The following is an 18,615-nucleotide window of genomic DNA, read 5'->3' on the forward strand; positions in this document are numbered from 1 at the left end:
CCCAGTGAACAAGACGGGCATAGCGCACATATTCGCTTCACAGAACAACACGATCATCCTAGTTACGGACGTTACCGGGGGGGCCGAGACGCTTGCCAAGGCAAGCGGCGGCATGGTCGTGAAGAACGACAGGGACGAGTCGAGCCCGTACGCGGCAATGAGGGCAGCGGACATAGTGGCAGAGAAGTTGAAGGAGAAGGAGATCACGGACCTGATCATCAAGGTCAGGGCGCCGGGTGGTAACAAGTCCAAGATACCTGGCCCGGGTGCGCAGTCGGCCATCAGGGCGCTCTCCAGGGCGGGGGGGTTCAGGATCGTTAGGATAGAGGAGGTCACCCCCGATCCCCACGACGGGACCAAAAAGAAGGGGGGGAAAGAGGGGGGGAAGGAGAGTCTGAATGACCCTCAAGATCATCGAGCTTTCCGACAGGTACATGAAGTTCTACGTGGACGGCATAACGCCTGCCATAGCCAACGCCCTGAGGAGGACGCTCATAAACGACATACCTAAGCTAGCAATAGAGAAGGTCACGTTCAGGCACGGCGAGATCAGGGACACCGAGGGCAACGTCTACGATTCCTCGCTGCCCCCCTCTTCGACGAGGTGGTGGCCCACAGGCTGGCAATGATACCCCTCATCACAGACCTGAAGATGAACTTCAGGGACCAGTGCAGCTGTGGGGGGGGAAGGGCTGCCCACTCTGCACCGTTACGTACTCAATCAACAAGGTGGGCCCGGCAATAGTGACGTCCGCGGACCTGCAGCCCGTGGATAACCCTTACCTGGTCCCAGCCGACAAGGAGATACCCATAGTCAAGCTGGGGGGGCCGAAGCAGGGCCTATTGCTCACCGCGCAGGCCATCATGGGCAGGGGAAAGGACCATGCGAAGTGGCAGGTGACCTCAGGTGTTGCGTACAAGTACCACAGGGAGTTCATAGTGGACAAGTCGCAGTACCCTGACTGGGTGAAGGCAAAGGAATCCTGCCCTTCATGCGTTCTGAGGGAGGACGAGAAGGAGATAGTGTTCACGGATGACTACGGCTTCCCGTGGGCCAACAGGCTCTTCGAGAACAGGGCTGTGAGGATAGTTGAGGACGACACGCGCTTCATATTCCAGTTCGAGACAGACGGCTCCCTCAAGGCCATAGATGTCCTGGACTATGCGCTGCGCAGGCTGCAGGAGAGGCTGAACACGCTGGCGGAGAGCATGTCCGCCCCGGACTGACCCCCCCGGACCCGGGGTCGCCTTACAGGTGGCCACGCCCGTTCTTTCAGATCCTATTATTAGGCAGAAAGCTCTGTCCATGAAAAGATGGACAGCCTGCTTGCCTCACTCCGGGAAATAGGGCGTGAGATACGTGAAACCCTTCTAAGGGTTATAGGCGACCCTGACATGTCTGCCATCACAGGCATGGGTGCCGACGGCACGTACACACACAGGATCGACAGGGTCTGCGAGGACATAATCATAAGGAATGTCAAGGATCTCGATCTCCCGGTGAACGTCGTGAGTGAGGAGGCAGGGATCGTGGACAGGGGGGCTACGACCAGAACCTAGTTACGGATCCTCTTGACGGCACATTCAATGCGGAACACAGGATACCTTTCTTCGCCTCCTCCATGGCGGTCATGGGCAGTGATACAGATTCCCTGAGGCTCGGTTACGTGATCAACCTTGGCAACGGTGATGAGTACTGGACGGAGAGGGGGGGTGGTGGCGTCTTCTTCAACGGGAACAGGGTCACGAGGAAGAGGAGGGCGAACGTTGTATCGTTCAACATAGGCGATGGGGGGGTGGAGGAGTACATCGGAAGGTTACTGTCCCTCAGGGGGGGCAAGAAGCGCGCCCTCGGCTGCGCATCCCTGGAACTGTGCTTGGTCGCCACAGGCTCCCTGGACATGATGGCCTACCTGGGTAACGGGAACAGGATACGGAACGTCGACGTGGCCGCTGGCGTCCTGGCTGTGAGGGAGTCCGGCGGTGCGGTTGTGGATGAAAGGGGGGGCGCAGAGTTCAGGGCCGGGCTGGACGTTTCGAAGAGAATGAACATCGTGGCCGTCTCAGACAGGAATTTCCTGGTTGATATACTATGAGGGTCGCCTTTGTGATAAGGAAGGGCTGTGAGAGGTGTGCCAGGATCGTCCGCAGGATAGTAGAGATCCTGCCAGAGGACTGGGAAGTCATCTATGACAGGGAGTGCGCGAGGTTCCTCGGGGGGGGCAAGGGCCAGGAACTGGAGAGGATCGAAGCGGACATAATAGTTACAGTGGGCGGTGACGGAACGGCGCTGAGGGCTCTGCAGAACTCAAAGGGGGGCCCGTGCTGGGCATCAACATGGGTGGCCTTGGCTTCCTGACAGAGGTGGAGATAGGGGGGGAGGTCGAGAAGTCAATATACAGGATAATAAGGGGGGGCGATTACAGGATAGAGAGGGCAATGAAGCTCAAGGTCACCGTGAACGGCATCCGCACCAAGGACTGCACCAACGAAGTGGTTGTGCACACGAGGAAGGTGTCGAAGATAAGGAAGTTCAACATATACGTGTCAGGCCACTTCCTGGACTCCGTGAGCGCAGACGGGGGGGTAATAGTGGCCACGCCCATAGGGTCAACCTCATACTCGTACAGTGCGGGCGGGCCCATACTCCTACCTTCACTGAGGGCCATGGTCATATCTTACCTGGCCCCCCCGTTCGGATCCAGGATAAGGCCGGTGGTGGTGCCGACGGAGAGGAGCATAAGGATAAGGCTGGTGGGCAGAGACCAGGACAGCCTGGTGATACTGGATGGCCAGGAGGAGATCCCCCCCGTGCACGCGGGGGACGACATAGAGATATCTGTATCGGAGAACTACGCGGAGTTCGTCACTCTGGAGCGGTCATTCTACCAGAGGATGAGGGAAAAGCTGATCAAGTATGTGGTCAATTAAGAGAAGGACACTCCTCATGATCATGGAGGCATCAAAGTCCTCATATCCCAAGGAGTTCGGTGCCTTCCTGAGGGCCTACAAGGATGTTATCTATGAGATCGCGGTCCTCCCGGGCACCATCCAGGGAGACCACCACACAATATTCCTCATGTACACGAAGCCCATCGACTTCTCCATTGTGGGCACGGTGCACTCCCACCCCCCCTCAGGCGTGAGGATACCGAGCGATGAGGACCTTCACATGTTCTCCAACACGGGCCCGGTGCACATAATCGTCGGCTACCCATTCGGCGAAGGTGATTTCACTGCGTTCAGGAGGGACGGCAGGGAGGTGGAGGTCAGGGTCATATGAGGCCCCCCCTGCCCCCCCTCCTGGCCTGCATCCCCCCCTGTACCTCTCTGAAGATGCCGCTGTCATCTTCGGCATACTGGTCGTAGCCTATGACGCTGTAGAACTCCTTCCGCGTCATCAGGCTGTCCACGAAGCCCCTCTGCGTGCCCGCCCTGAAGAGGTCCCTGTACACCGAGTCCATCGCCTTCAGGGCAGCCCTGAAGGCGGTGAGCGGGAATATCACCGCCCTGTACCCGAGGCTCTTTAGCTCCTGCGCCGAGAGGAGCGGGCTCTTCCCGAACTCCGTCATGTTGGCGAGGAGCGGGCCGTCAACCTCCCTGGCGAACTGCCTGAACTCCTCCTCGCTCTCCAGCGCCTCTATGAATATCATGTCGGCACCGCAGTCCAGGTAGAACTTGGCCCTTTCAACGGCGTCCTGGAAGCCGTTCACTGCCCTGGCATCCGTCCTGGCTATTATCACAAAGTCCTCGTCCTTCCTGGCTTCCACAGCCGCCCTCACCTTCATCCCCATCTCCTCGGCGCCTATCACCTTCTTCCCCCCCTCAAGGTGGCCGCACCTCTTGGGCATCACCTGGTCCTCGATGTGTATTGCGGACGCGCCGGCCGCCTCCAGGAGCCTTACGGTCCTTATGACGTTGATGGCCTCACCGAAGCCGGTGTCAGCATCCACTATGAGCGGCGACCTCGCCACAGAGGTGATCCTTCTGCACTCCTCCGCCAGTTCCGTGAGGGTCGTCACGGAGAGGTCGGGGGGGAGGCCCATGGCCCCCCCCGCAACGCCTGAGCCGGAGAGGTAGAGTGCCCTGAAGCCGCCCCTCTCCGCAAGCTGGGCGCTTATGCCGTTGAATACTCCGGCTGCCGTAACGAAGTCAGCCATCTGCCTCCTGAGTTCTGCCGGACCCAGGTTCACGTTGTCCCTAAGGACCGACACTCTTCACCACCTCCATCAGCTCCCTGATGCTCCTCCTCTCCAGGTCCCTGCAGACGCCTATGACCTCCCTGGCCCTGTCCTCGCCCATGACGCGCCTGCCCTTCTCCTGAAGGTCATCCCAGGTGTATGGCCTCCTGAAGTGGCCCTTGGGTGCATCCACCTCCTTTGACCACGTGCCCCCCCTGTCTGTCCTCACCTCGATCCTTACAGGCAGGTACTCCGGTACATACTGTTGTACTTCTCCGTCACATTGAACTTCATCCTGTCGATGAGGTCAAGTATTGCCTGGTCCCTGAGGTACCGGTCGTCGTAGGCATCCAGGCCGGGGGGCACCGTGGAGAAGCGTGTACGCTATTATGTAGGGCATGCTGTGGTCTGCGGTTTCCTTCGTCCTTGGCCTCAGCTTCTCCGGGTCCTTTATGATTATGGTGTGCGCCACCCTGAAGGTGTCCACACTCACGCTCTCTATGTCTCCTCTTATCTCTTTCCGCAGTTCATCCGCAGCCTCCGCCGCGCTCATCGCATGGTATTCCACGGGGTAGTTCTTTATCATTGTCCTCGGGACTCTGTCCACAGAGAGGTCCAGGTCGAACTCACCGGACACCTGCTTGAAGAAGCCCATCTCCCCCCCAGTGAATATGTGAGATGGGCCGGTGAAGCCCTTCTGGGCCAGCAGTGCTGCGAACACGCTGTTCCTGCAGGCATTGGCTGCCGTGAAGCCCTTCCACATGCTGAGCTCGCCGGCCCTGGTCTGCCGCATGCTTATGTTGTTGTTGATGCCCAGGCTCAGGGCGTTCTCAAACCTCTCTTCAGTGAGGCCCATGAGGTTCGCTATACCGGCGGCGGAAGATACCGATATGTAAGTCACATGGTCCCAACCGCGATCCCTAATGGAGACCGCATCGGACAGCGCTCCAACCACCTGGTAGGACACGTAGGAGGCCCTGAGGAGTTCCTCACCACCCAGTGACATGGCGTAGCCCACCGCTATGAGGGGGGGCGGTATGTTGTCCGATGGGTGCAGGGCCTCCTTCGAAAGGTAGGTGTCGTTGAAGTCCAGGTACCTGGTCATGCCGCCGTTTATGAAGCCGCAGCCTCCACGGACACCATTGAGCCGGAAAAGTAAATGGGCGCCTCCATGCCGGATCTGTGGTGCCCGAGGGCTTCAACGGCGATCCTGACCGGCACCGAATTCCTGGCACCATAAGAAACGATTATGGAATCCGCAACCCTCTTCTTCAGCTCCTCCCTGTCTCCTCCCTCTATGCCCTTCTCAGACACTTCCACTGAGAGTTCATGTATCTTCTGGACTATCCTGTCCATGCTGGAATATGGATGCTGCTTATGTAAAACTTGGCTGTCTGACAGTTGCGAAATTTCATGCAATGTGCTAAAATTTATATGTGCACTCCTGAGGTCTTCCACACTGCGGATTCCCGGAATAACCGGGAACGGAGGTACAGCAGATGATATGCATAGGGGGGGTCGACCTTGGTTATGGCGACACGAAGGTTGTGGGCCCTGACGGGCAGAGGGTGAAGTTCCCGTCAAGGTGGGCGAAGTATGACCTTAAGTCATGGGGGGGTATAGGAGGAAACACGCTGGCTCTGAGGATAGACGATGGGGGGGACCCGTTCCTCTTCGGCGACAACGCAACTGGCCCATCGGTGAGGGAACCCCAGGGAGATGGGAGGCTTGCAGACCCGGATTCGCTGCCGCTGCTCGCAGCGGCCTGTGGATGAGCGGGGGGGCAGGTGCTGACGGGAACCAGACGCCGGTCATCATCGGGAGCGGTACGCCACTGGGCAGGTTCGAGCAGGAAGTTACGGCTGCAAGGGAAGCGCTGCAGGGCAAGGAGCTGACCATATCCTCGGCCACAGGGGGGGAGAAGAGACAGTTCATAATAACGAAACTCGTGGCCAGGCCACAGGGAGTCGGTGCAGCCTCTACCTGCTGGAGAAGGGGCAGATCAAGCAGCAGATGGGGTACGGAGTGGTTGTGGATATCGGCTCAAGGACAACGGATGTCCTGACGATAAACCTGCAGAACATGGAGCCCGTTGTTGACCTGTGCTTCAGCATACAGGTCGGAATAGGCGATGCGGTCAGTGAGGTGGGCAAGGCCATAGCTAGGGAGACCGGGTTCATAGTGCCCACAGAGGTAGCGCACAAGGCCCTCACCAGCACGGTTATGTTCAAGCAGCGCGAGGTCGGAGGCCCCCAAGGTGAGCGGACCAATACTGGAGAGCCTCAGCAACAGGATCATCGACAGGCTCAGGGAGTACCTGAGGGGGGGCGAGTTGGACATGATCACCGCACTCATACCGGTGGGCGGAGGAGCAAGCCTCATAGGCGACAGGCTGGAGGTGCTGGCGCCGGGCGTCATGGTGAAGATATCGCCAGAGGACGCACCTTTCGCCAACGCCCTGGGTTACAAGGACGCAGCCGAGAGGGTGAGCGCGAAGGCATAGTGCGGAAGGGGGGGCTGTGAGATGGAGAGATCGGTGTGACCGAGGGTGAGAGGGGGGGAGAGGGCGACACCGCAGGCGACGAGCTGGAGGGTGTCGTGATTCGGCTCACCAAGGAAGACGTCATGCTGATCGAGCTCCTGAGGAGGGAGGAGGAGAGCGTCCTTGACGTTGTGAGGCGTGCGCTCTCCGAATCCCTGGAATACAGCATCCTGCGAAAGGCATTCTCCTCTCTGGACGGCGGCAGGGCACAGGGCGAGAGGGCGGAGAAGTACGTGCCCAAACTCGAGCCTGGAAAGCCAAGGAACACCCTGCGTGACGTGGTGATGGAGGAGAGGAAGAACCTGAAGGAGGCCCTGGAAAGCAAGTGGGCAGAGGTCGGCGACGGCTGATCACTGCTGCATGTTCCTGAAGAGTTCCTCTATCTTCCTCGCCATGCCGGTGTCCTTCTCTGTCACAGACATCTCGTCGTGTGTTGTTAGTTCAACGGTGACACGGCCGTATGAGAGCGTTATGTCCGGGTGGTGGCCCTCTTTCTGTGCAAGTTCCGCGATTCTGGTTGCGAACTCCCTGGCCTTTTCATAGCTCGAGAACCTGAACTCCCTCCTGATGCGCTCCGGCACCAGGACCCAGTCCCTGCCCGGCAGGTCTACATTTCTCAACTCCCGCACCTCCGAGTTGTTGGAAATCCAATACATCATGAGGTCATTGCGGATTAACCTTCGCAGCCCGGATGGGTACAGTTCATGAGAAGGGGCAGAGCGGCAACTTCTGTCAGGACCGTGGAAATGAAGTTGAATATAATCCATCCACGGGCATATGGGAACCATCAAGGTTTATATCACCGCATTCGCATGATAATGTATGGCATCACCCTCAGGGATGCCATGCTCAGCAGGGCCGCGGACTTCTCCAGGGCTACGTCATCAGTTCCGATTGTATACCTTGGGGGGGTATCCGGTTCGGTTTCCTACGAGCCGTCCGAGGGCGATGACATAGACCTGTTCACTGTGACTGAAAGGGATGCGCTGTGGTTCACCCTGCTTGTGCTCCTGGTCAAGAGGAGGCTCATCGGCGACCGGGACCTGTGCATCTCGTTCGTCATGGATCGTGCTTTCGCATCTTCCTACCTCTCCGGTGACCTTGGGCCACTTGAGAGGCGAGACCTCGAGCACCTGGTGCGCCTGAGGGGGGGTACCGACCCATCCAGGATCGGTTCAGGGAGAGGTGGTGTAGCATCACCTGCCATGGTTTTCCTCAGCGCACTCACCTACCCCCCCTGGCTGGCCGCTTTCCTCTTCATAAAAGGGTGCGCTGTCGATAAGTCTGTGAGGAGGAGGTTCGGCGAGGAGAGGGGCTTCAGGGTCAGGCTCTCCTGGAGGTACTACATCCTTGACACAGTGAAGTACCAGAGGATGAGAGAACGAGCATGGGAAGGTCAGCACTGATATTCGCATACGACGAGCCCGATGGCCTGCGGCAGGTCATGGAGAGTGTGAGGGGGGAGCAGCGTCAGCCATATCGTTGTTGCGGCGGGCGGCGGTGCAGACACCGTTGAGGTACTGCGTTCCCTGGCCTCCCAGGGCATATCTGTCCTTTTCGAGAGGGAGAGGCTCGGCAAGGCTGCCGCGTACAACCGGGCCATAGGAAGCGTCAGGGGGGGAGATGCCGTCGTCATTGTGAACAGCGATGTGGTGGTGGAGCCTGAGACCATAGACCTTTTGCTCTCTTCGGTGGAGGGTGGCTGTGATATATCCTTCCCCAGGATCGTGCCGGACCGTTCAAGGGGGGGCTTCTGGTCAAGGGTCTCATCGGTGCTCTGGGACCTGCAGGACGTACGCATAAGGACGCTCATGGGGGGGAAGGGAATGGTACCGAGCAGCGGGGGGGAGGTCTTCGCGATCAGGTCAGGGCACCTGAGGCCCATACCTGAGGTCATCAACGACGACGCTTACATCTTCGCCAGAGTCGCCAGGGAGGGAGGGACCTGTGCTACCTGAGGGAGGCGGAGGTTGTGAACTTCCCTCCCTCAAGCCCGCGAGACATCGTAATGCAGAGGAGGCGTGTGATCCTGGGCCACATGCAGCTCCTCTCCCTCGGGACGTATTCTGATACGAGCGTGACCATGCTCCTCTCAGGTAAGGGGGTATTGCTCACCGTGATGCTGGAGGCAATCAGGGAGTGCCGCTGGCGTTCCCTTTACCTCTTTCCCCCCCTCCTCCTGCTCGAGGCCATATCCTTCGCCCTGGCCCTTGGCGACCTGAGGAGGGGCAGGTCCATGCTCAGGTGGCCCATCGTGAGGAGCACAAAGATTCACTTCGAGAGGAGGAACCTGTAGATGGAGGGGGCATCGTAGCCCAGCTCCTCCACAACCCTGTCACCTGGCGGCCTCACCCTGAAGGCCACACCCTGCTTGCACACCAGGAAGAGGAGTGAGAACCTCTTGGTGTCGAAGCCAAGGCATATGCCCCCCCTGTCTGAAATGAGGTATTTGAGTGGCAGTCTCTCGGAGTATATTTTCACATGTATTATATGGGAACTTCCCCCCCTATAACCATTGCCCTCAAATGTACGATGTTGTGGTCAGGACTTACAACTCATCCAGGACACTGGAACGCTGCCTGGAATCGGTCGCTACCTACCTGAGACCGCACAGGGTCATTGTTGTGGACCACAGGAGCACGGACGGGACGGTGGAGATCGCGAGGTCCCGTGGGGGGCTGAGGTGATCAGTGAAGAAGGGGGCCTGTGCTATGCCTCATACATTGGATCTGCTTCCGCAGACTGCCCTACGGTCGTCTATGTGGACAGCGATGTGGAGATAGTCAGCCCGGTATTCAAGAGAGTGGTCGAGGGCAACGGGGGCAGTGTCGTTGTGGGGGTGCAGCACTTCCAACGCCTTCCTCTACGGTATTCCACTGTGTGCCACCGCTGTGCCGAGGCAGGTCGCAATATCCTCATTTCTGGGAACCTCATGCTTCGGCAGGGAGACATACTACCTCATGCGGGCCGTGAGGCGGGAACGCCTCAGGGTTATACATGTGCCCGGCGTTTACGTGCACAGGGCCTACCACAGGTCGAACAGGGACTGGCCGGTGTGGCAGGGTGCCATGGCCGCGATGGTGTCAGGGGGGGGTAGTCTCATGCAGGCGGCGAGCTCGGTCTTCACCTCGTTCCTCATGCTAGCCGGCTCCAGGAGCATGAAAAACGGCCTCTACTTTCCGGTATTTTCTGCCAGGCTGCTGTGGGGCTTTGCGAACTACAGGAGATACCCTGCGGGGCCGAGGCCCTCAGAGCCTCCTCATCAGGACAGCGGTATGATCCCCCCCAGGGCCCTGATGAGGGGCAGCCCTGATACTGCAGCATCTATTTTCTTCAGCCTCCCCTTGTCCACCATTCCATCCAGGGATGCCGCAAAGTCAGATGGCGGTATCAGGGCAGGCACGGCGAACACCCTCTCGACCCTGAAGTGTTCCCGGAAGCACGATAGGACCTCGGCAAGTGAATAGGAGAATATGTCCACGCAGAATCTGGAATGGCCAAGGGGGGGTATGTACCTCCTGCTCCTGTCAACAACCCTCGATACCTTCATCCTGAGCACCGATGCTATGGCCTCGGAGAGGCAGAACCTGTTGTAGACAGAGATGAAGCACATCCCACCCTCCTTCAGGCAGTCCCTGATGTTGAGCGCAACCGACCGGAGGTCTGGCTCGCAGTTCAGTGCTCCGTACGTGGAATACACGAGGTCGAAGGTCTCTCCCTTGCCCGCAAGGTCGGAGAGGACATAGCCTGCAGGGCCATTTAAGCACCTCAGCCTTGAGGCCAGGCCCCCTGGACTCAGCCTTGCTCCTGAGGACTGTGAGCATGCCCGCAGATATGTCCACAGCGGTGACCTCTGCACCCATTTCAAGCACCGGTATCGTTTCCGTGCCCGTTCCGGGGGGGCCTATGTCGAGCACCCTCATCCCCGGCCTCACGATACCTGAGAGCACCCCCGAGCGACCTCTCACGGAGGTAAGAGTTGATCCAGTTTCCGTATATGTGGCGGTCATAGTCCCAGGCTATGGCATCGAACTCGTCCCTGACCCAGGGAGGTAACCACCCTCACCCTGGCGCCTTCACTCATCGCCACCCACTTTGTCCTCTCGCTGAACCACATGCTGAACCTGTCAGGGAAGCATGCCCTGAACAGGCCCTCCACCACTCTCCTCTCATCTGGGTCAGACACAAGTGTTGCCCTCATTCTGACCCTTTTTCCATTCAGATCCAGAAGGGCGCTCCCAGAGAGCATGACCTGCCTGAACCACTCCTCGTTGCCCCCCCTGGAAGCCCCCCCTATGAACACAGACCCACCTTCCCTCACGTAAACGAGAGGTATGGCCTTTCCGGCCACAAGGGTGGCAACACCGTGCTCGGGGGGGATCACATGGTTCTCAGCGGGCCCCCCCTGGGATATAAACTTTGCCGGGCCAGGGCACATGGTGGCCCTGGCACCCGGTACGCATTCCTGACGCTCTCCTTCCGGGTGTCGGAGTCCAGGTGGTTCATGAGTGAAGGGGGGTCGTCCCCTTCAGTTTTCGATAAGGCCCACCATGGGCCCGGCTCCGACCACCACCATGGCATTCTACAGTTCATGCACTGAAGCCCCGCTGTCCCGTATCTAGCCCCCCCCGGCCGGCAAGTGAGTATTTATTGTGATCTATTTAAAGATATAAAATTATAAATACAGTTTATCACTATGATCGCACATGGAAAGGAACGGTTACCTCCTCGGCGTCTCGATAGTCTACCTGGTGGCGTTCATAGTCACGCTCGTGATACTCTTCACGGACCACAACCTGCAGACGGACTTCGGCACAGTGAAGCCCTACTTCATACACTGGTACGGCCTCCTCATAACAGGCATAGTGAGCCTGATAGGCTTCGGCATACTACTGGCCATGGGCTCAAAGGTCTGGAGGGCAGTGTCTGTTGCCTGGTCCCTCTTCATGGTTCTCTTCATGATAGCGGACATAGCCACATACTCCATGGTGGGCTTCTCCTCGCCCCTCCAGTTCGCCAGGTACCTCTTCGGAGTTACGAAGTACCCGGGAACGCTCTCCTACATACCAGGCCTGTACGACCTCCTCTTTGCAATCTACGTGGTCTCTCTGGGGGGGCTGGCGGTGGTGGCGTACAGGAGCAAGTCGTGAGGCCGCTGAAGGGTGGCAGGGACTATTAAGGTTAAATACAGGCTATCGATGTTTAGCCATGGTTCTTAAGGTGGGCACCAAGGCCCCCAGACTTCACCCTCAAGGATGAGAACAACCAGGATGTAACGCTTACCTCGCTCCTTTCAAAGGGCCCTGTCGTCCTCTACTTCTACCCCCAAGGACGAGACGCCTGGATGCACTGCGGAGGCCTGCGAGTTCAGGGACAACTGGGACGAGATAACGAAGCTTGGTGCTGTGGTGGCGGGCGTCAGTTCAGATTCCGTGGAATCACATAGGAAGTTCAAGGAGCACCACAACCTGAAGCACATCCTCCTCTCTGACCCAGAGAAGAAGGTGAGGAAGGCCTACGACGCGGGCGGTCTCCTGTTGCCTGGAAGGGTAACCTATGTGATAGCGCAGGACGGCACCATAGTCCATGCGTATGAATCGCAGATGAACGCCAGGCAGCACGTGAAGGAGGCCATAGAGGGCCTGAAGAGGATAGATGCAGGGGCAAAGAGCCCAGCCTGACAGATGGACGAGATGGCCGGCACGAACAGGACACTGACATTCTGGTACCTGCTATCCATAATAGTCCCGGTGACGCTGGCTGTCAGGGCCAGCAACAACATGTTCCAGACTGAGGTACCGCTGCTCGCCAGGGACTACCTTGGCATGAGCGAGCTTGAGATCGGGTCCCTCGCTGCGGTCGCCTCCCTGACCACATTCGTGATGAGCGCCTTCATCAACGCACGCCTCCCCCCCTCTGCGGGAAGGCGCACTCTCTTCGTGGCCTCATCCTTCCTCTATGCCATCACCTTCCCCCCCTTCTTCTTCCTTGTGGACAGGTACACCATATGGCTGGTCCTGTCCCTGGCGGGCTTCTCCCTGGGCTCTGTCATGCCGAACATAATCACCTCTGCTTCCCTCCTCCCTGACAGGCTGCAGAGGGAGAGGCTCCTGTCCCTCTACACACTGACGCTGAGCATATCCCTCGTCGCCGGCCCTGCCCTGGAAGGCTACCTCCTGAGGTCCATGAGCATTAGGGAATCGTTCCTCTACTTCGAGGTATTCCCTGTGGTCGCTGCAGCCCTCTCTTTCCTGATCGCCTTCCCCCCCAAAGAGACGGGGGAAAAGGCCGGATACGAGGGGGAGTTTGGAGGAACCCGGGATTCAGGGTCTCAGTGCTGAACATCATGACATACAACATACCGTTTGCCTTCATCCTGACGTTCGGAGGGATCTATGCTGAGGAGTACTTCCACTATACCGTCTCGGCCGCCACGCTCCTCTTCTCCGCCTTCTTCGCCACCTCCATGCTCGGTCGCCTCGCCCTCTCACTGAGGCCCCCCCATCGAGGCTTGCCAGGATAATGGCATCATCTGTCGCCCTCACTCTCCTGGGCCTCCTCATGATGTTCATATCCAGGGACTCTTACATGCTCGTCTCATCTTTCCTCATCCTCGGTGTCCCCCCCCACGGCCTGACGTACCCTGTATCTGTGGTCCAGCTCTCAAGGACCTTCGATGAGAGCGGGAGGGCCGCCGCAAACAGCCTCTTCTTCTCAGTGATGATGATCCTGTCCTCTGCGCTGCCATTCCTCCTGGGCCTCCTCGTCTCGTACATAGGCATAAGGCTCTCTTTCGCCGCACTGATGCCCGTGGTGGCCGCCATTGCAGTTGCACTCGCGGCGTCCATAAGGTCACTGCAGGGCATGCCGGAGAGGGGGGGCGCCGCAGGTACACAGGGGGGGTGACCCCCAGCGATCCTGGTGGGGGGGGCCTGCGGCCCGGATCAGGCACCTTGGGCCTGTATACCCTCTTCCTCATGTCGTCACTTACCCTGTGCTCCGTGATGAGGCCATCAGCAATGAGTGCCCTCAGTGACTTCTGCACGGTCCTCCTCCCGAGGCCGGTGGCGCTCACTATGGCAGCCTGGTCCGGCGAAGGGAGGGTGCAGACCACGTAATAGACGAACTTGTCCGCCGGCGAACCCCTGACTCTGGCGGACGAGATGTCAAGCCTGTAGGTATCGCCCCCCCTCATGCCGAGCCTCTGGGTCACCATGGCAGGGAGGGATGCAGGGGGGGCGATGTTGCCCAGGTTGACGCCAGGGCCGAGCCTGGATATGAGCTCGACCTGCTGCCTCTCCTGGGGGGGCCTCATACATGAGAGGGCACTTTCCTGAGCCCTCCTCTATGGCGTCCACCCAGTCCCACTTTATGTTCCCCCCCTCTCGTCAAATATGCCCACGCCAAGGCCGGTCTCCCTGCCCTCCAGGACCACCATGTCAGGCTCCAGGTCCGCTGCCCTGTTGAGCGCTTCCAGGGTCTCGTTCAGGGACAGCTGCTCCCTCTCCCTCTTCTTGCCAACCTCCACGGAGAGGTAGAGGCCATTTGACCTGGCAAACTCCGCTATCCTCTTCCTGTCGTACGAGCTCATCTCCGTTATGCCAGAACTGATCTCCACGGCCCTGAAGCCGAGCTGGAGGACCACCTCGAACCCGGCGTCCAGCCTGCCCTTCTGTGCCAGGATCTCAAGTGCCGTCCCTCCCATGCCAGGCCTCAGGCCCGCACCGGTCATTGCACTCACTCTTGCACCCATGAACTTCCTGTCTGCAACCAGGGGCAGTGTCCAGCCTATCTTGACCACATTTATGTATTCCCTGAACGCACCAAGCACACCGATATCGATGGGACCGAGCCTATCAATGACCATGCTCAGCCCCCCCACACCTCTGGGCCCCCCCACATCATACACACTGCTGTTCATGCCCGGTAAAGGTGTATCCAGGCTGGCAATAACCATCTCGGTATGTGTATATCCTGCACATTTCTGATCTGGGATACGCACATGGAAACGCTGTAGTGGCGGCCAGGGATGCCTGTGGCATGCAGGTCGAAGACATGGAAGGCCTGGAACCACCCACACTGGTCAGGGAGGTGTGGGAGAGGTTCGGTGATGCCTCCGTATTCACAACCTCCCTGGGGGGGCTGAGGACATGGTGATACTGCACATGATGTCCGCCATGGAGGTGGGCATGGAGGTGGTCACCATAGACACGGGGGGGAGGCTCCCGGAGGAAACCTATGCCCTGATTGGCGAGGTGGAGAGGTTCCTGGGAATAAGGGTGAAGGTCTACTTCCCCGACACGGGGGGGGAGGTGGAGGAGATGGTCAGGCGCCATGGGGGGGTGAACCTCTTTTACGACTCTGCGGAGAAGAGGCACCTCTGCTGCTACGTCAGGAAGGTCAGGGTCCTCGAGAGAGCCTTAAGGGCAGGTCTGCCTGGGTCTCGGGCATAAGGAGGGGGGGCCAGACGGAGGCCAGGGCCAACACCTCCAGGGTGGAGTGGGACAGCGTGCACGGCCTGTGGAAGTTCAACCCCCCTTGCCGACTGGTCATACCAGATGGTCTGGGCATACATAAGGGAAAACCATGTGCCGTACAACGCACTCCACGACAGGGGGGGGTACAGGAGCATAGGCTGCGCCCCCTGTACGCGGGCAGTCCGGGAGGGAGAGGACGAGAGGGCAGGGAGGTGGTGGTGGGAGAGCGGTGTGAAGGAGTGTGGCCTGCACACTGGCTGGGTGCCTGCGGACTTCAGGCTGGGAGGGCGCTAGCATGGACCGCTGCCTGCAGTGGAGCCAGTTGATCCCAGACATCAGGGGGGGGATGATGGGGGGGCAGAGACCATCCCTGTGGACAGGGCCACGGCAGTGCTGGTCACGAACATGAAGCATGGGGGGGCCCTCAGGCCCTGGCCGGTTTCATGGACAGCCAGACAGTGTGTTCGGTGATCAGGGACTGGCGCCTGCCAGACGGGCAGGCATGGGGGGGCATGCCTGTGGTCTTCCAGACCAGCATGGAGCACTGGTCGAAGGTGCGCGAGGGCGACGAGATCAACCTTTCCATGGACGGGCGCCCGGTGGCACTGGCCAGGGTGGTGGAGAGGTTCACACTGGACCTGAAGGCCTACTGCTCCGGAGTGTTCAGGACAGACTCACCTGATCACCCGGGCGTCAGGAGGGTCGTGCGCTCAGGGCCGTATGCCCTAGCCCTCTCTCTAATTTCTGCATCAGACCCTGGGCTCCCCCCCTTTAGGGACATAACCATGTTCCCCCCCGAGGACACGTTGCGGTATTTCAGGTCAATGGGGTGGAAGACGGTGGCTGGGTTCCAGACGCGCAATGTCCCCCCACAGGGGGGGCACGAGGAGCTGCAGAGGATGGCACTGCGCATGTGCGACGGCCTCTTCATAAACCCTGTCGTTGGCACAAAGAAGCCTGGGGACTACAGGGACGAGGTCATAATCGAATCTTACAGGCGGCTCATCCGTTCCTATTACCCCCCCCGGGGACAGGGTGGTGATGAGCCCGCTGCACTACGAGATGATGTACGCAGGGCCCAGGGAGGCCACGCTGCATGCGATTATCAGGAGGAACTTCGGCTGCACGCACTTCATCGTCGGCAGGGACCATGCCGGTGTCGGAAACTACTACGGACCTTACGAGGCAATCGAGGCCATGGAGGCGCTTGACCTGGGGGGGATAGAGATAATCAGGGCCAGCGAGGTCTTCTACTGCAGGGCATGTGGCTCCCTTGTTACGGAGATGGACTGCGGCCACGGGGGGGAGGACAAGAGGCAGAGGTTCAGCGGCACCATGATACGGAACAGTATCGAGCGCGGATCTGTGCCTGATGAGAACATCATGAGGCGGGAGGTGTACGAAGCAGTTGCCTCGTACGGCAACCCGTTCAGGGGCGGTGATGTCTGATTCTATGCCACCGATCCAGGTTACATTAATTTAGATTTTTAGACTTGTGCAATTAATGCGCATACCCAGATGCTTGTTACCGCTTACCACATACGGGGGGGCCGATGGTATTCAGCCCGCATTTCCAGACGCCGGAAGAGGAGTACTCCAGTGTTGAGAGGGCCAAGATCAGGACATCCGGACTCACGGAGGACCTCATGGGTCTCTCCTACGCCATGTCGTCCCCCCCTGACGACCTTGAGGCGAGGTCTCCGACGTGGCGAAGTCATTCGGCATATACACCCAGTTCCACAGGGACATGAGGCCGGGCGAGAGGAAACACATGTACATGGTGCGCATCCCGGTCCCCCCCGGCGGTGGCCCCCCCATAGACCTGGAGGCATGGCTGAAACTGGACGCCATATCCAACAGGTACACTGTCTCTGATGCCTACACCGGTACCCCCCCTGAGCCATCACTGCGCCTGACCACCAGGCAGGACATACAGCTCCACTGGGTGAGGAAAGCGGACCTGGTGGAATGCATAAGGGAGATCTGCTCTTCAGGCTTCCTGACGCTCAACGGCTGCGGTGACAACGTGAGGAACACCAAGGCCTGCCCCCCCTGGTATTGTCTGGCGATGCCATCGATCACAACTCACTGGCCAGGAGGATAGCGGAACACTTCAGGCTCCCATCCCGCCTTTACCTGGAGGTCTTTGAGATACCACTGGAGGGCCAGGGGGGGCAGGAGGGCCACTCCTACCCCGATAACCTTATGCCCAGGAAGTTCAAGATCGCCGTGGCCACCGCGCGGCGCGTCAACGGCATGCTTGTATATGACAACTGCGTTGACGTGAGGACGAACGACATAGGGATCGTGCCTGTAATCGGGAGGCCAGGCACCTTCCAGGTCTTCGTGGGTGGCGGCATGGGCGAGAACCAGGGCAGGGCCACCTTCTCCGCCCTGGCCCTGCCTCTGGGCACTATTGAAGAGGACGGCCTCATCCCCTGCCTTGACGCCCTTGCCTCCATATTCGAGGCCTACGGAGACAGGAAGAACAGGCACTGGGCCAGGTTCAAGTACCTTGTGTACTCAATGGGCCTCCAGTGGCTTCGGGAAAGGCTCTCCGAGAGAGGTGTGGAGCTGGGGGGGCCAAGCACCATCTCCAACTTGGACGGCCTGGAGAGGCATATAGGGCCAGTCACTGACGGTGACAGGGTGCACTACGGCCTCTTCATCGAGAACGGCCGCATCATCGACGGCCCTAACGGTAGGCTCAAGACCATGATGAAACACATAGCACAAACGTACACGGGGACCGGAGTGCGCTTGTACATCACGCCCGGGCAGGGATAATCGTATCTAATATCCCTGTGGACCGCCTGGGGGGGGAATTCGAGGCCATAATCGGTTCCCATGGCTATGGAAAGAGGAACGGCAGGCCGGTGAGCAGGATGCGTGAGAGTTCGATTGCATGCGTGGGCCTTCCAACCTGCAGGATATCCTTCACGGATTCGGAGAGGCTGGAGCCACGCCTCATAGACATGCTCGAAGCAAAGTACGGAAACACCGGCATCGGGATCGGCATATCTGGCTGCCTGGCCCAGTGCTCCATGCCTGCCAGGAAGGCCATAGGCTGGATAGGCACGGGCAGGGACCGGTACATGCTCAAGCTGGGCGGAACCTCTGACGGCTCCGGCCTAGGCATGCCCCCTCATCGATGGAGAGGGAAAGTTCTATCTCCAGATGGTCCCAGTGCATAGGCTCGCGGACTGCACCGCGGCGCTGATAGACCTTTACCTGGGCAACTCAGACGGGAAAGAGGACCCTGGCAGGTTCTTCAGCAGGGTTGGAAGCCAGTTCATAATCGACGCGCTGCGCAGGGACCCGAGGACTTCTGACCTGATGGTGCCGGTGGAGATGCCGGAGAGGCTGGAGGGTTACCTGTTCTACAGGGAAGCGCTCAGGAGGGAGGCATGAGGGT

General features: G+C 59.2%; 28 protein-coding genes and 6 pseudogenes. 26 read left to right on the plus strand and 8 right to left on the minus strand.

Annotated features, from left to right (window positions below):
- Positions 1-4 precede the first annotated feature (4 nt).
- The 6 genes and pseudogenes from JCM13583_RS00565 (at position 5) to JCM13583_RS00590 (ending at position 3,283) form a co-directional block, all read left to right on the plus strand.
- Positions 5-511 carry a 30S ribosomal protein S11 gene (locus JCM13583_RS00565; RefSeq protein WP_162509099.1) on the plus strand — a complete coding sequence of 169 codons (507 nt, stop codon included), beginning with the start codon at positions 5-7 and terminating at the stop codon, positions 509-511.
- Positions 399-1,227 (plus strand): annotated as a pseudogene (locus JCM13583_RS00570) (DNA-directed RNA polymerase subunit D). The gene JCM13583_RS00565 and the pseudogene JCM13583_RS00570 overlap by 113 nt, the downstream one beginning before the upstream one ends.
- An 87-nt stretch (positions 1,228-1,314) precedes the next feature.
- Positions 1,315-1,560, plus strand: a complete 246-nt coding sequence (locus JCM13583_RS00575; protein ID WP_075056285.1) for a hypothetical protein — start codon at positions 1,315-1,317, stop codon at positions 1,558-1,560.
- A gap of 41 nt (positions 1,561-1,601) precedes the next feature.
- The gene (locus JCM13583_RS00580) at positions 1,602-2,096 is read left to right on the plus strand and encodes a hypothetical protein (RefSeq protein ID WP_162509100.1); all 495 of its coding nucleotides are present in this window, start codon (positions 1,602-1,604) and stop codon (positions 2,094-2,096) included.
- Positions 2,093-2,931, plus strand: a pseudogene (locus tag JCM13583_RS00585) (NAD(+) kinase). Before JCM13583_RS00580 ends, JCM13583_RS00585 begins: the two are co-directional and overlap by 4 nt.
- Positions 2,918-3,283, plus strand: coding sequence for a Mov34/MPN/PAD-1 family protein (locus JCM13583_RS00590; protein WP_075056287.1), 366 nt, complete (start codon positions 2,918-2,920; stop codon positions 3,281-3,283). Before JCM13583_RS00585 ends, JCM13583_RS00590 begins: the two are co-directional and overlap by 14 nt.
- Here the strand turns inward: JCM13583_RS00590 and prpB are convergent.
- Positions 3,276-4,160, minus strand: coding sequence for a methylisocitrate lyase (prpB, locus tag JCM13583_RS00595; protein ID WP_075056464.1), 885 nt, complete (start codon positions 4,158-4,160; stop codon positions 3,276-3,278). The two genes, JCM13583_RS00590 and prpB, sit on opposite strands and share 8 nt — an antisense overlap.
- 40 nt (positions 4,161-4,200) lie before the next feature.
- Positions 4,201-5,537 (minus strand): annotated as a pseudogene (locus tag JCM13583_RS00600) (MmgE/PrpD family protein).
- A 143-nt stretch (positions 5,538-5,680) separates the two neighbouring features.
- Here JCM13583_RS00600 and JCM13583_RS00605 point away from each other — a divergent pair.
- Together JCM13583_RS00605 and JCM13583_RS00610 are read left to right on the plus strand one after the other, a co-directional pair.
- Positions 5,681-6,684: pseudogene (locus JCM13583_RS00605) on the plus strand (ParM/StbA family protein).
- A gap of 35 nt (positions 6,685-6,719) precedes the next feature.
- Entirely contained in the window at positions 6,720-7,073 is a 354-nt protein-coding gene (locus JCM13583_RS00610; RefSeq protein ID WP_075056288.1) for a hypothetical protein, read from the plus strand.
- Here JCM13583_RS00610 and JCM13583_RS00615 read toward each other — a convergent pair whose 3' ends face one another.
- Positions 7,074-7,379 (minus strand): 4a-hydroxytetrahydrobiopterin dehydratase, encoded by a 306-nt coding sequence (locus JCM13583_RS00615; RefSeq protein ID WP_162509202.1) that lies wholly within the window; start codon positions 7,377-7,379, stop codon positions 7,074-7,076.
- A 162-nt stretch (positions 7,380-7,541) separates the two neighbouring features.
- Here JCM13583_RS00615 and JCM13583_RS00620 point away from each other — a divergent pair, with 162 nt between their 5' ends.
- From JCM13583_RS00620 to JCM13583_RS00630, 3 genes are all read left to right on the plus strand, one after another.
- Entirely contained in the window at positions 7,542-8,129 is a 588-nt protein-coding gene (locus JCM13583_RS00620) for a hypothetical protein (RefSeq protein WP_162509101.1), read from the plus strand.
- 72 nt (positions 8,130-8,201) lie between these two features.
- Positions 8,202-8,681 (plus strand): glycosyltransferase, encoded by a 480-nt coding sequence (locus JCM13583_RS00625; RefSeq protein ID WP_162509102.1) that lies wholly within the window; start codon positions 8,202-8,204, stop codon positions 8,679-8,681.
- A gap of 14 nt (positions 8,682-8,695) precedes the next feature.
- A complete protein-coding gene (locus tag JCM13583_RS00630) occupies positions 8,696-9,019 on the plus strand; it encodes a hypothetical protein (RefSeq protein ID WP_075056291.1) in 324 nt (107 codons plus the stop codon).
- On the opposite strand, the gene JCM13583_RS00635 is transcribed toward JCM13583_RS00630, so the two are convergent.
- Entirely contained in the window at positions 8,995-9,204 is a 210-nt protein-coding gene (locus tag JCM13583_RS00635; RefSeq protein WP_075056292.1) for a hypothetical protein, read from the minus strand. The two genes, JCM13583_RS00630 and JCM13583_RS00635, sit on opposite strands and share 25 nt — an antisense overlap.
- A 44-nt stretch (positions 9,205-9,248) precedes the next feature.
- Between JCM13583_RS00635 and JCM13583_RS00640 the strand changes: the two genes are divergently transcribed.
- Positions 9,249-9,410, plus strand: a complete 162-nt coding sequence (locus tag JCM13583_RS00640) for a glycosyltransferase (RefSeq protein WP_162509103.1) — start codon at positions 9,249-9,251, stop codon at positions 9,408-9,410.
- The gene (locus JCM13583_RS11565; RefSeq protein WP_162509104.1) at positions 9,407-9,820 is read left to right on the plus strand and encodes a hypothetical protein; all 414 of its coding nucleotides are present in this window, start codon (positions 9,407-9,409) and stop codon (positions 9,818-9,820) included. The genes JCM13583_RS00640 and JCM13583_RS11565 overlap by 4 nt, the downstream gene beginning before the upstream one ends.
- 165 nt (positions 9,821-9,985) lie before the next feature.
- Here JCM13583_RS11565 and JCM13583_RS00645 read toward each other — a convergent pair whose 3' ends face one another.
- The 3 genes from JCM13583_RS00645 to JCM13583_RS00655 are packed head-to-tail and all read right to left on the minus strand — an operon-like array spanning position 9,986 to position 11,107.
- On the minus strand, positions 9,986-10,282 hold the full coding sequence (locus JCM13583_RS00645; protein WP_075056293.1) for a hypothetical protein: 297 nt from the start codon (positions 10,280-10,282) through the stop codon (positions 9,986-9,988).
- Entirely contained in the window at positions 10,251-10,733 is a 483-nt protein-coding gene (locus JCM13583_RS00650) for a class I SAM-dependent methyltransferase (RefSeq protein WP_075056294.1), read from the minus strand. Before JCM13583_RS00650 ends, JCM13583_RS00645 begins: the two co-directional genes overlap by 32 nt.
- Entirely contained in the window at positions 10,730-11,107 is a 378-nt protein-coding gene (locus JCM13583_RS00655; RefSeq protein ID WP_162509106.1) for a hypothetical protein, read from the minus strand. The genes JCM13583_RS00650 and JCM13583_RS00655 overlap by 4 nt, the downstream gene beginning before the upstream one ends.
- Here JCM13583_RS00655 and JCM13583_RS11570 point away from each other — a divergent pair, their 5' ends adjacent.
- The 7 genes and pseudogenes from JCM13583_RS11570 (at position 11,108) to JCM13583_RS00675 (ending at position 13,841) form a co-directional block, all read left to right on the plus strand.
- Positions 11,108-11,323: a hypothetical protein gene (locus tag JCM13583_RS11570; RefSeq protein ID WP_162509107.1), complete on the plus strand. Its 216-nt coding sequence runs from the start codon at positions 11,108-11,110 to the stop codon at positions 11,321-11,323.
- 106 nt (positions 11,324-11,429) lie between these two features.
- Complete coding sequence (locus JCM13583_RS00660; RefSeq protein ID WP_075056296.1) at positions 11,430-11,873, plus strand: hypothetical protein; 444 nt, start codon at positions 11,430-11,432, stop codon at positions 11,871-11,873.
- Between the two features lie 107 nt (positions 11,874-11,980).
- Positions 11,981-12,404 (plus strand): annotated as a pseudogene (locus JCM13583_RS00665) (peroxiredoxin); the annotation flags it as partial.
- 3 nt (positions 12,405-12,407) lie between these two features.
- Complete coding sequence (locus tag JCM13583_RS11575; protein ID WP_162509108.1) at positions 12,408-13,064, plus strand: MFS transporter; 657 nt, start codon at positions 12,408-12,410, stop codon at positions 13,062-13,064.
- Positions 13,058-13,246 (plus strand): hypothetical protein, encoded by a 189-nt coding sequence (locus tag JCM13583_RS11580; RefSeq protein ID WP_162509109.1) that lies wholly within the window; start codon positions 13,058-13,060, stop codon positions 13,244-13,246. The genes JCM13583_RS11575 and JCM13583_RS11580 overlap by 7 nt, the downstream gene beginning before the upstream one ends.
- Complete coding sequence (locus JCM13583_RS11585; protein WP_162509110.1) at positions 13,246-13,629, plus strand: hypothetical protein; 384 nt, start codon at positions 13,246-13,248, stop codon at positions 13,627-13,629. Before JCM13583_RS11580 ends, JCM13583_RS11585 begins: the two co-directional genes overlap by 1 nt.
- Positions 13,626-13,841: a hypothetical protein gene (locus JCM13583_RS00675; RefSeq protein ID WP_075056297.1), complete on the plus strand. Its 216-nt coding sequence runs from the start codon at positions 13,626-13,628 to the stop codon at positions 13,839-13,841. The genes JCM13583_RS11585 and JCM13583_RS00675 overlap by 4 nt, the downstream gene beginning before the upstream one ends.
- 251 nt (positions 13,842-14,092) lie before the next feature.
- On the opposite strand, the gene JCM13583_RS00680 is transcribed toward JCM13583_RS00675, so the two are convergent.
- Complete coding sequence (locus JCM13583_RS00680) at positions 14,093-14,644, minus strand: phosphosulfolactate synthase (protein WP_171823306.1); 552 nt, start codon at positions 14,642-14,644, stop codon at positions 14,093-14,095.
- 229 nt (positions 14,645-14,873) lie between these two features.
- Between JCM13583_RS00680 and JCM13583_RS11590 the strand changes: the two genes are divergently transcribed.
- From JCM13583_RS11590 to JCM13583_RS00695, 6 genes and pseudogenes are all read left to right on the plus strand, one after another.
- A complete protein-coding gene (locus JCM13583_RS11590) occupies positions 14,874-15,176 on the plus strand; it encodes a phosphoadenosine phosphosulfate reductase family protein (RefSeq protein WP_162509111.1) in 303 nt (100 codons plus the stop codon).
- A 105-nt stretch (positions 15,177-15,281) separates the two neighbouring features.
- On the plus strand, positions 15,282-15,494 hold the full coding sequence (locus tag JCM13583_RS11595; RefSeq protein ID WP_162509112.1) for a phosphoadenosine phosphosulfate reductase family protein: 213 nt from the start codon (positions 15,282-15,284) through the stop codon (positions 15,492-15,494).
- Between the two features lie 18 nt (positions 15,495-15,512).
- Entirely contained in the window at positions 15,513-15,671 is a 159-nt protein-coding gene (locus tag JCM13583_RS13455) for a hypothetical protein (protein ID WP_171823307.1), read from the plus strand.
- On the plus strand, positions 15,644-16,411 hold the full coding sequence (locus tag JCM13583_RS00690; RefSeq protein ID WP_162509113.1) for a hypothetical protein: 768 nt from the start codon (positions 15,644-15,646) through the stop codon (positions 16,409-16,411). Before JCM13583_RS13455 ends, JCM13583_RS00690 begins: the two co-directional genes overlap by 28 nt.
- Positions 16,398-16,649, plus strand: coding sequence for a hypothetical protein (locus tag JCM13583_RS11600; RefSeq protein WP_162509114.1), 252 nt, complete (start codon positions 16,398-16,400; stop codon positions 16,647-16,649). Before JCM13583_RS00690 ends, JCM13583_RS11600 begins: the two co-directional genes overlap by 14 nt.
- A gap of 104 nt (positions 16,650-16,753) precedes the next feature.
- Positions 16,754-18,611, plus strand: a pseudogene (locus JCM13583_RS00695) (nitrite/sulfite reductase).
- The last annotated feature ends 4 nt before the right edge of the window (positions 18,612-18,615 follow it).

The sequence above is a fragment of the Thermogymnomonas acidicola JCM 13583 genome, from assembly GCF_001316105.1.
Classification (GTDB): domain Archaea; phylum Thermoplasmatota; class Thermoplasmata; order Thermoplasmatales; family Thermoplasmataceae; genus Thermogymnomonas; species Thermogymnomonas acidicola.

Coding starts and splice junctions, on each gene's coding strand:
- JCM13583_RS00575 (WP_075056285.1), top strand. CDS start 1,315: ATGGACAGCCTGCTTGCCTCACTCCGGGAAATAGGGCGTGAGATACGT.
- JCM13583_RS00590 (WP_075056287.1), top strand. CDS start 2,918: ATGTGGTCAATTAAGAGAAGGACACTCCTCATGATCATGGAGGCATCA.
- prpB (WP_075056464.1), bottom strand. CDS start 4,160: ATGGCTGACTTCGTTACGGCAGCCGGAGTATTCAACGGCATAAGCGCC.
- JCM13583_RS00615 (WP_162509202.1), bottom strand. CDS start 7,379: ATGTATTGGATTTCCAACAACTCGGAGGTGCGGGAGTTGAGAAATGTA.
- JCM13583_RS00620 (WP_162509101.1), top strand. CDS start 7,542: ATGTATGGCATCACCCTCAGGGATGCCATGCTCAGCAGGGCCGCGGAC.
- JCM13583_RS00640 (WP_162509103.1), top strand. CDS start 9,249: ATGTACGATGTTGTGGTCAGGACTTACAACTCATCCAGGACACTGGAA.
- JCM13583_RS00650 (WP_075056294.1), bottom strand. CDS start 10,733: ATGACCGCCACATATACGGAAACTGGATCAACTCTTACCTCCGTGAGA.
- JCM13583_RS11570 (WP_162509107.1), top strand. CDS start 11,108: ATGGTTCTCAGCGGGCCCCCCCTGGGATATAAACTTTGCCGGGCCAGG.
- JCM13583_RS00660 (WP_075056296.1), top strand. CDS start 11,430: ATGGAAAGGAACGGTTACCTCCTCGGCGTCTCGATAGTCTACCTGGTG.
- JCM13583_RS11575 (WP_162509108.1), top strand. CDS start 12,408: ATGGACGAGATGGCCGGCACGAACAGGACACTGACATTCTGGTACCTG.
- JCM13583_RS11585 (WP_162509110.1), top strand. CDS start 13,246: ATGGCATCATCTGTCGCCCTCACTCTCCTGGGCCTCCTCATGATGTTC.
- JCM13583_RS00680 (WP_171823306.1), bottom strand. CDS start 14,644: ATGAACAGCAGTGTGTATGATGTGGGGGGGCCCAGAGGTGTGGGGGGG.
- JCM13583_RS11590 (WP_162509111.1), top strand. CDS start 14,874: ATGGTGATACTGCACATGATGTCCGCCATGGAGGTGGGCATGGAGGTG.
- JCM13583_RS11595 (WP_162509112.1), top strand. CDS start 15,282: ATGGTCTGGGCATACATAAGGGAAAACCATGTGCCGTACAACGCACTC.
- JCM13583_RS00690 (WP_162509113.1), top strand. CDS start 15,644: ATGGACAGCCAGACAGTGTGTTCGGTGATCAGGGACTGGCGCCTGCCA.
- JCM13583_RS11600 (WP_162509114.1), top strand. CDS start 16,398: ATGGAGGCGCTTGACCTGGGGGGGATAGAGATAATCAGGGCCAGCGAG.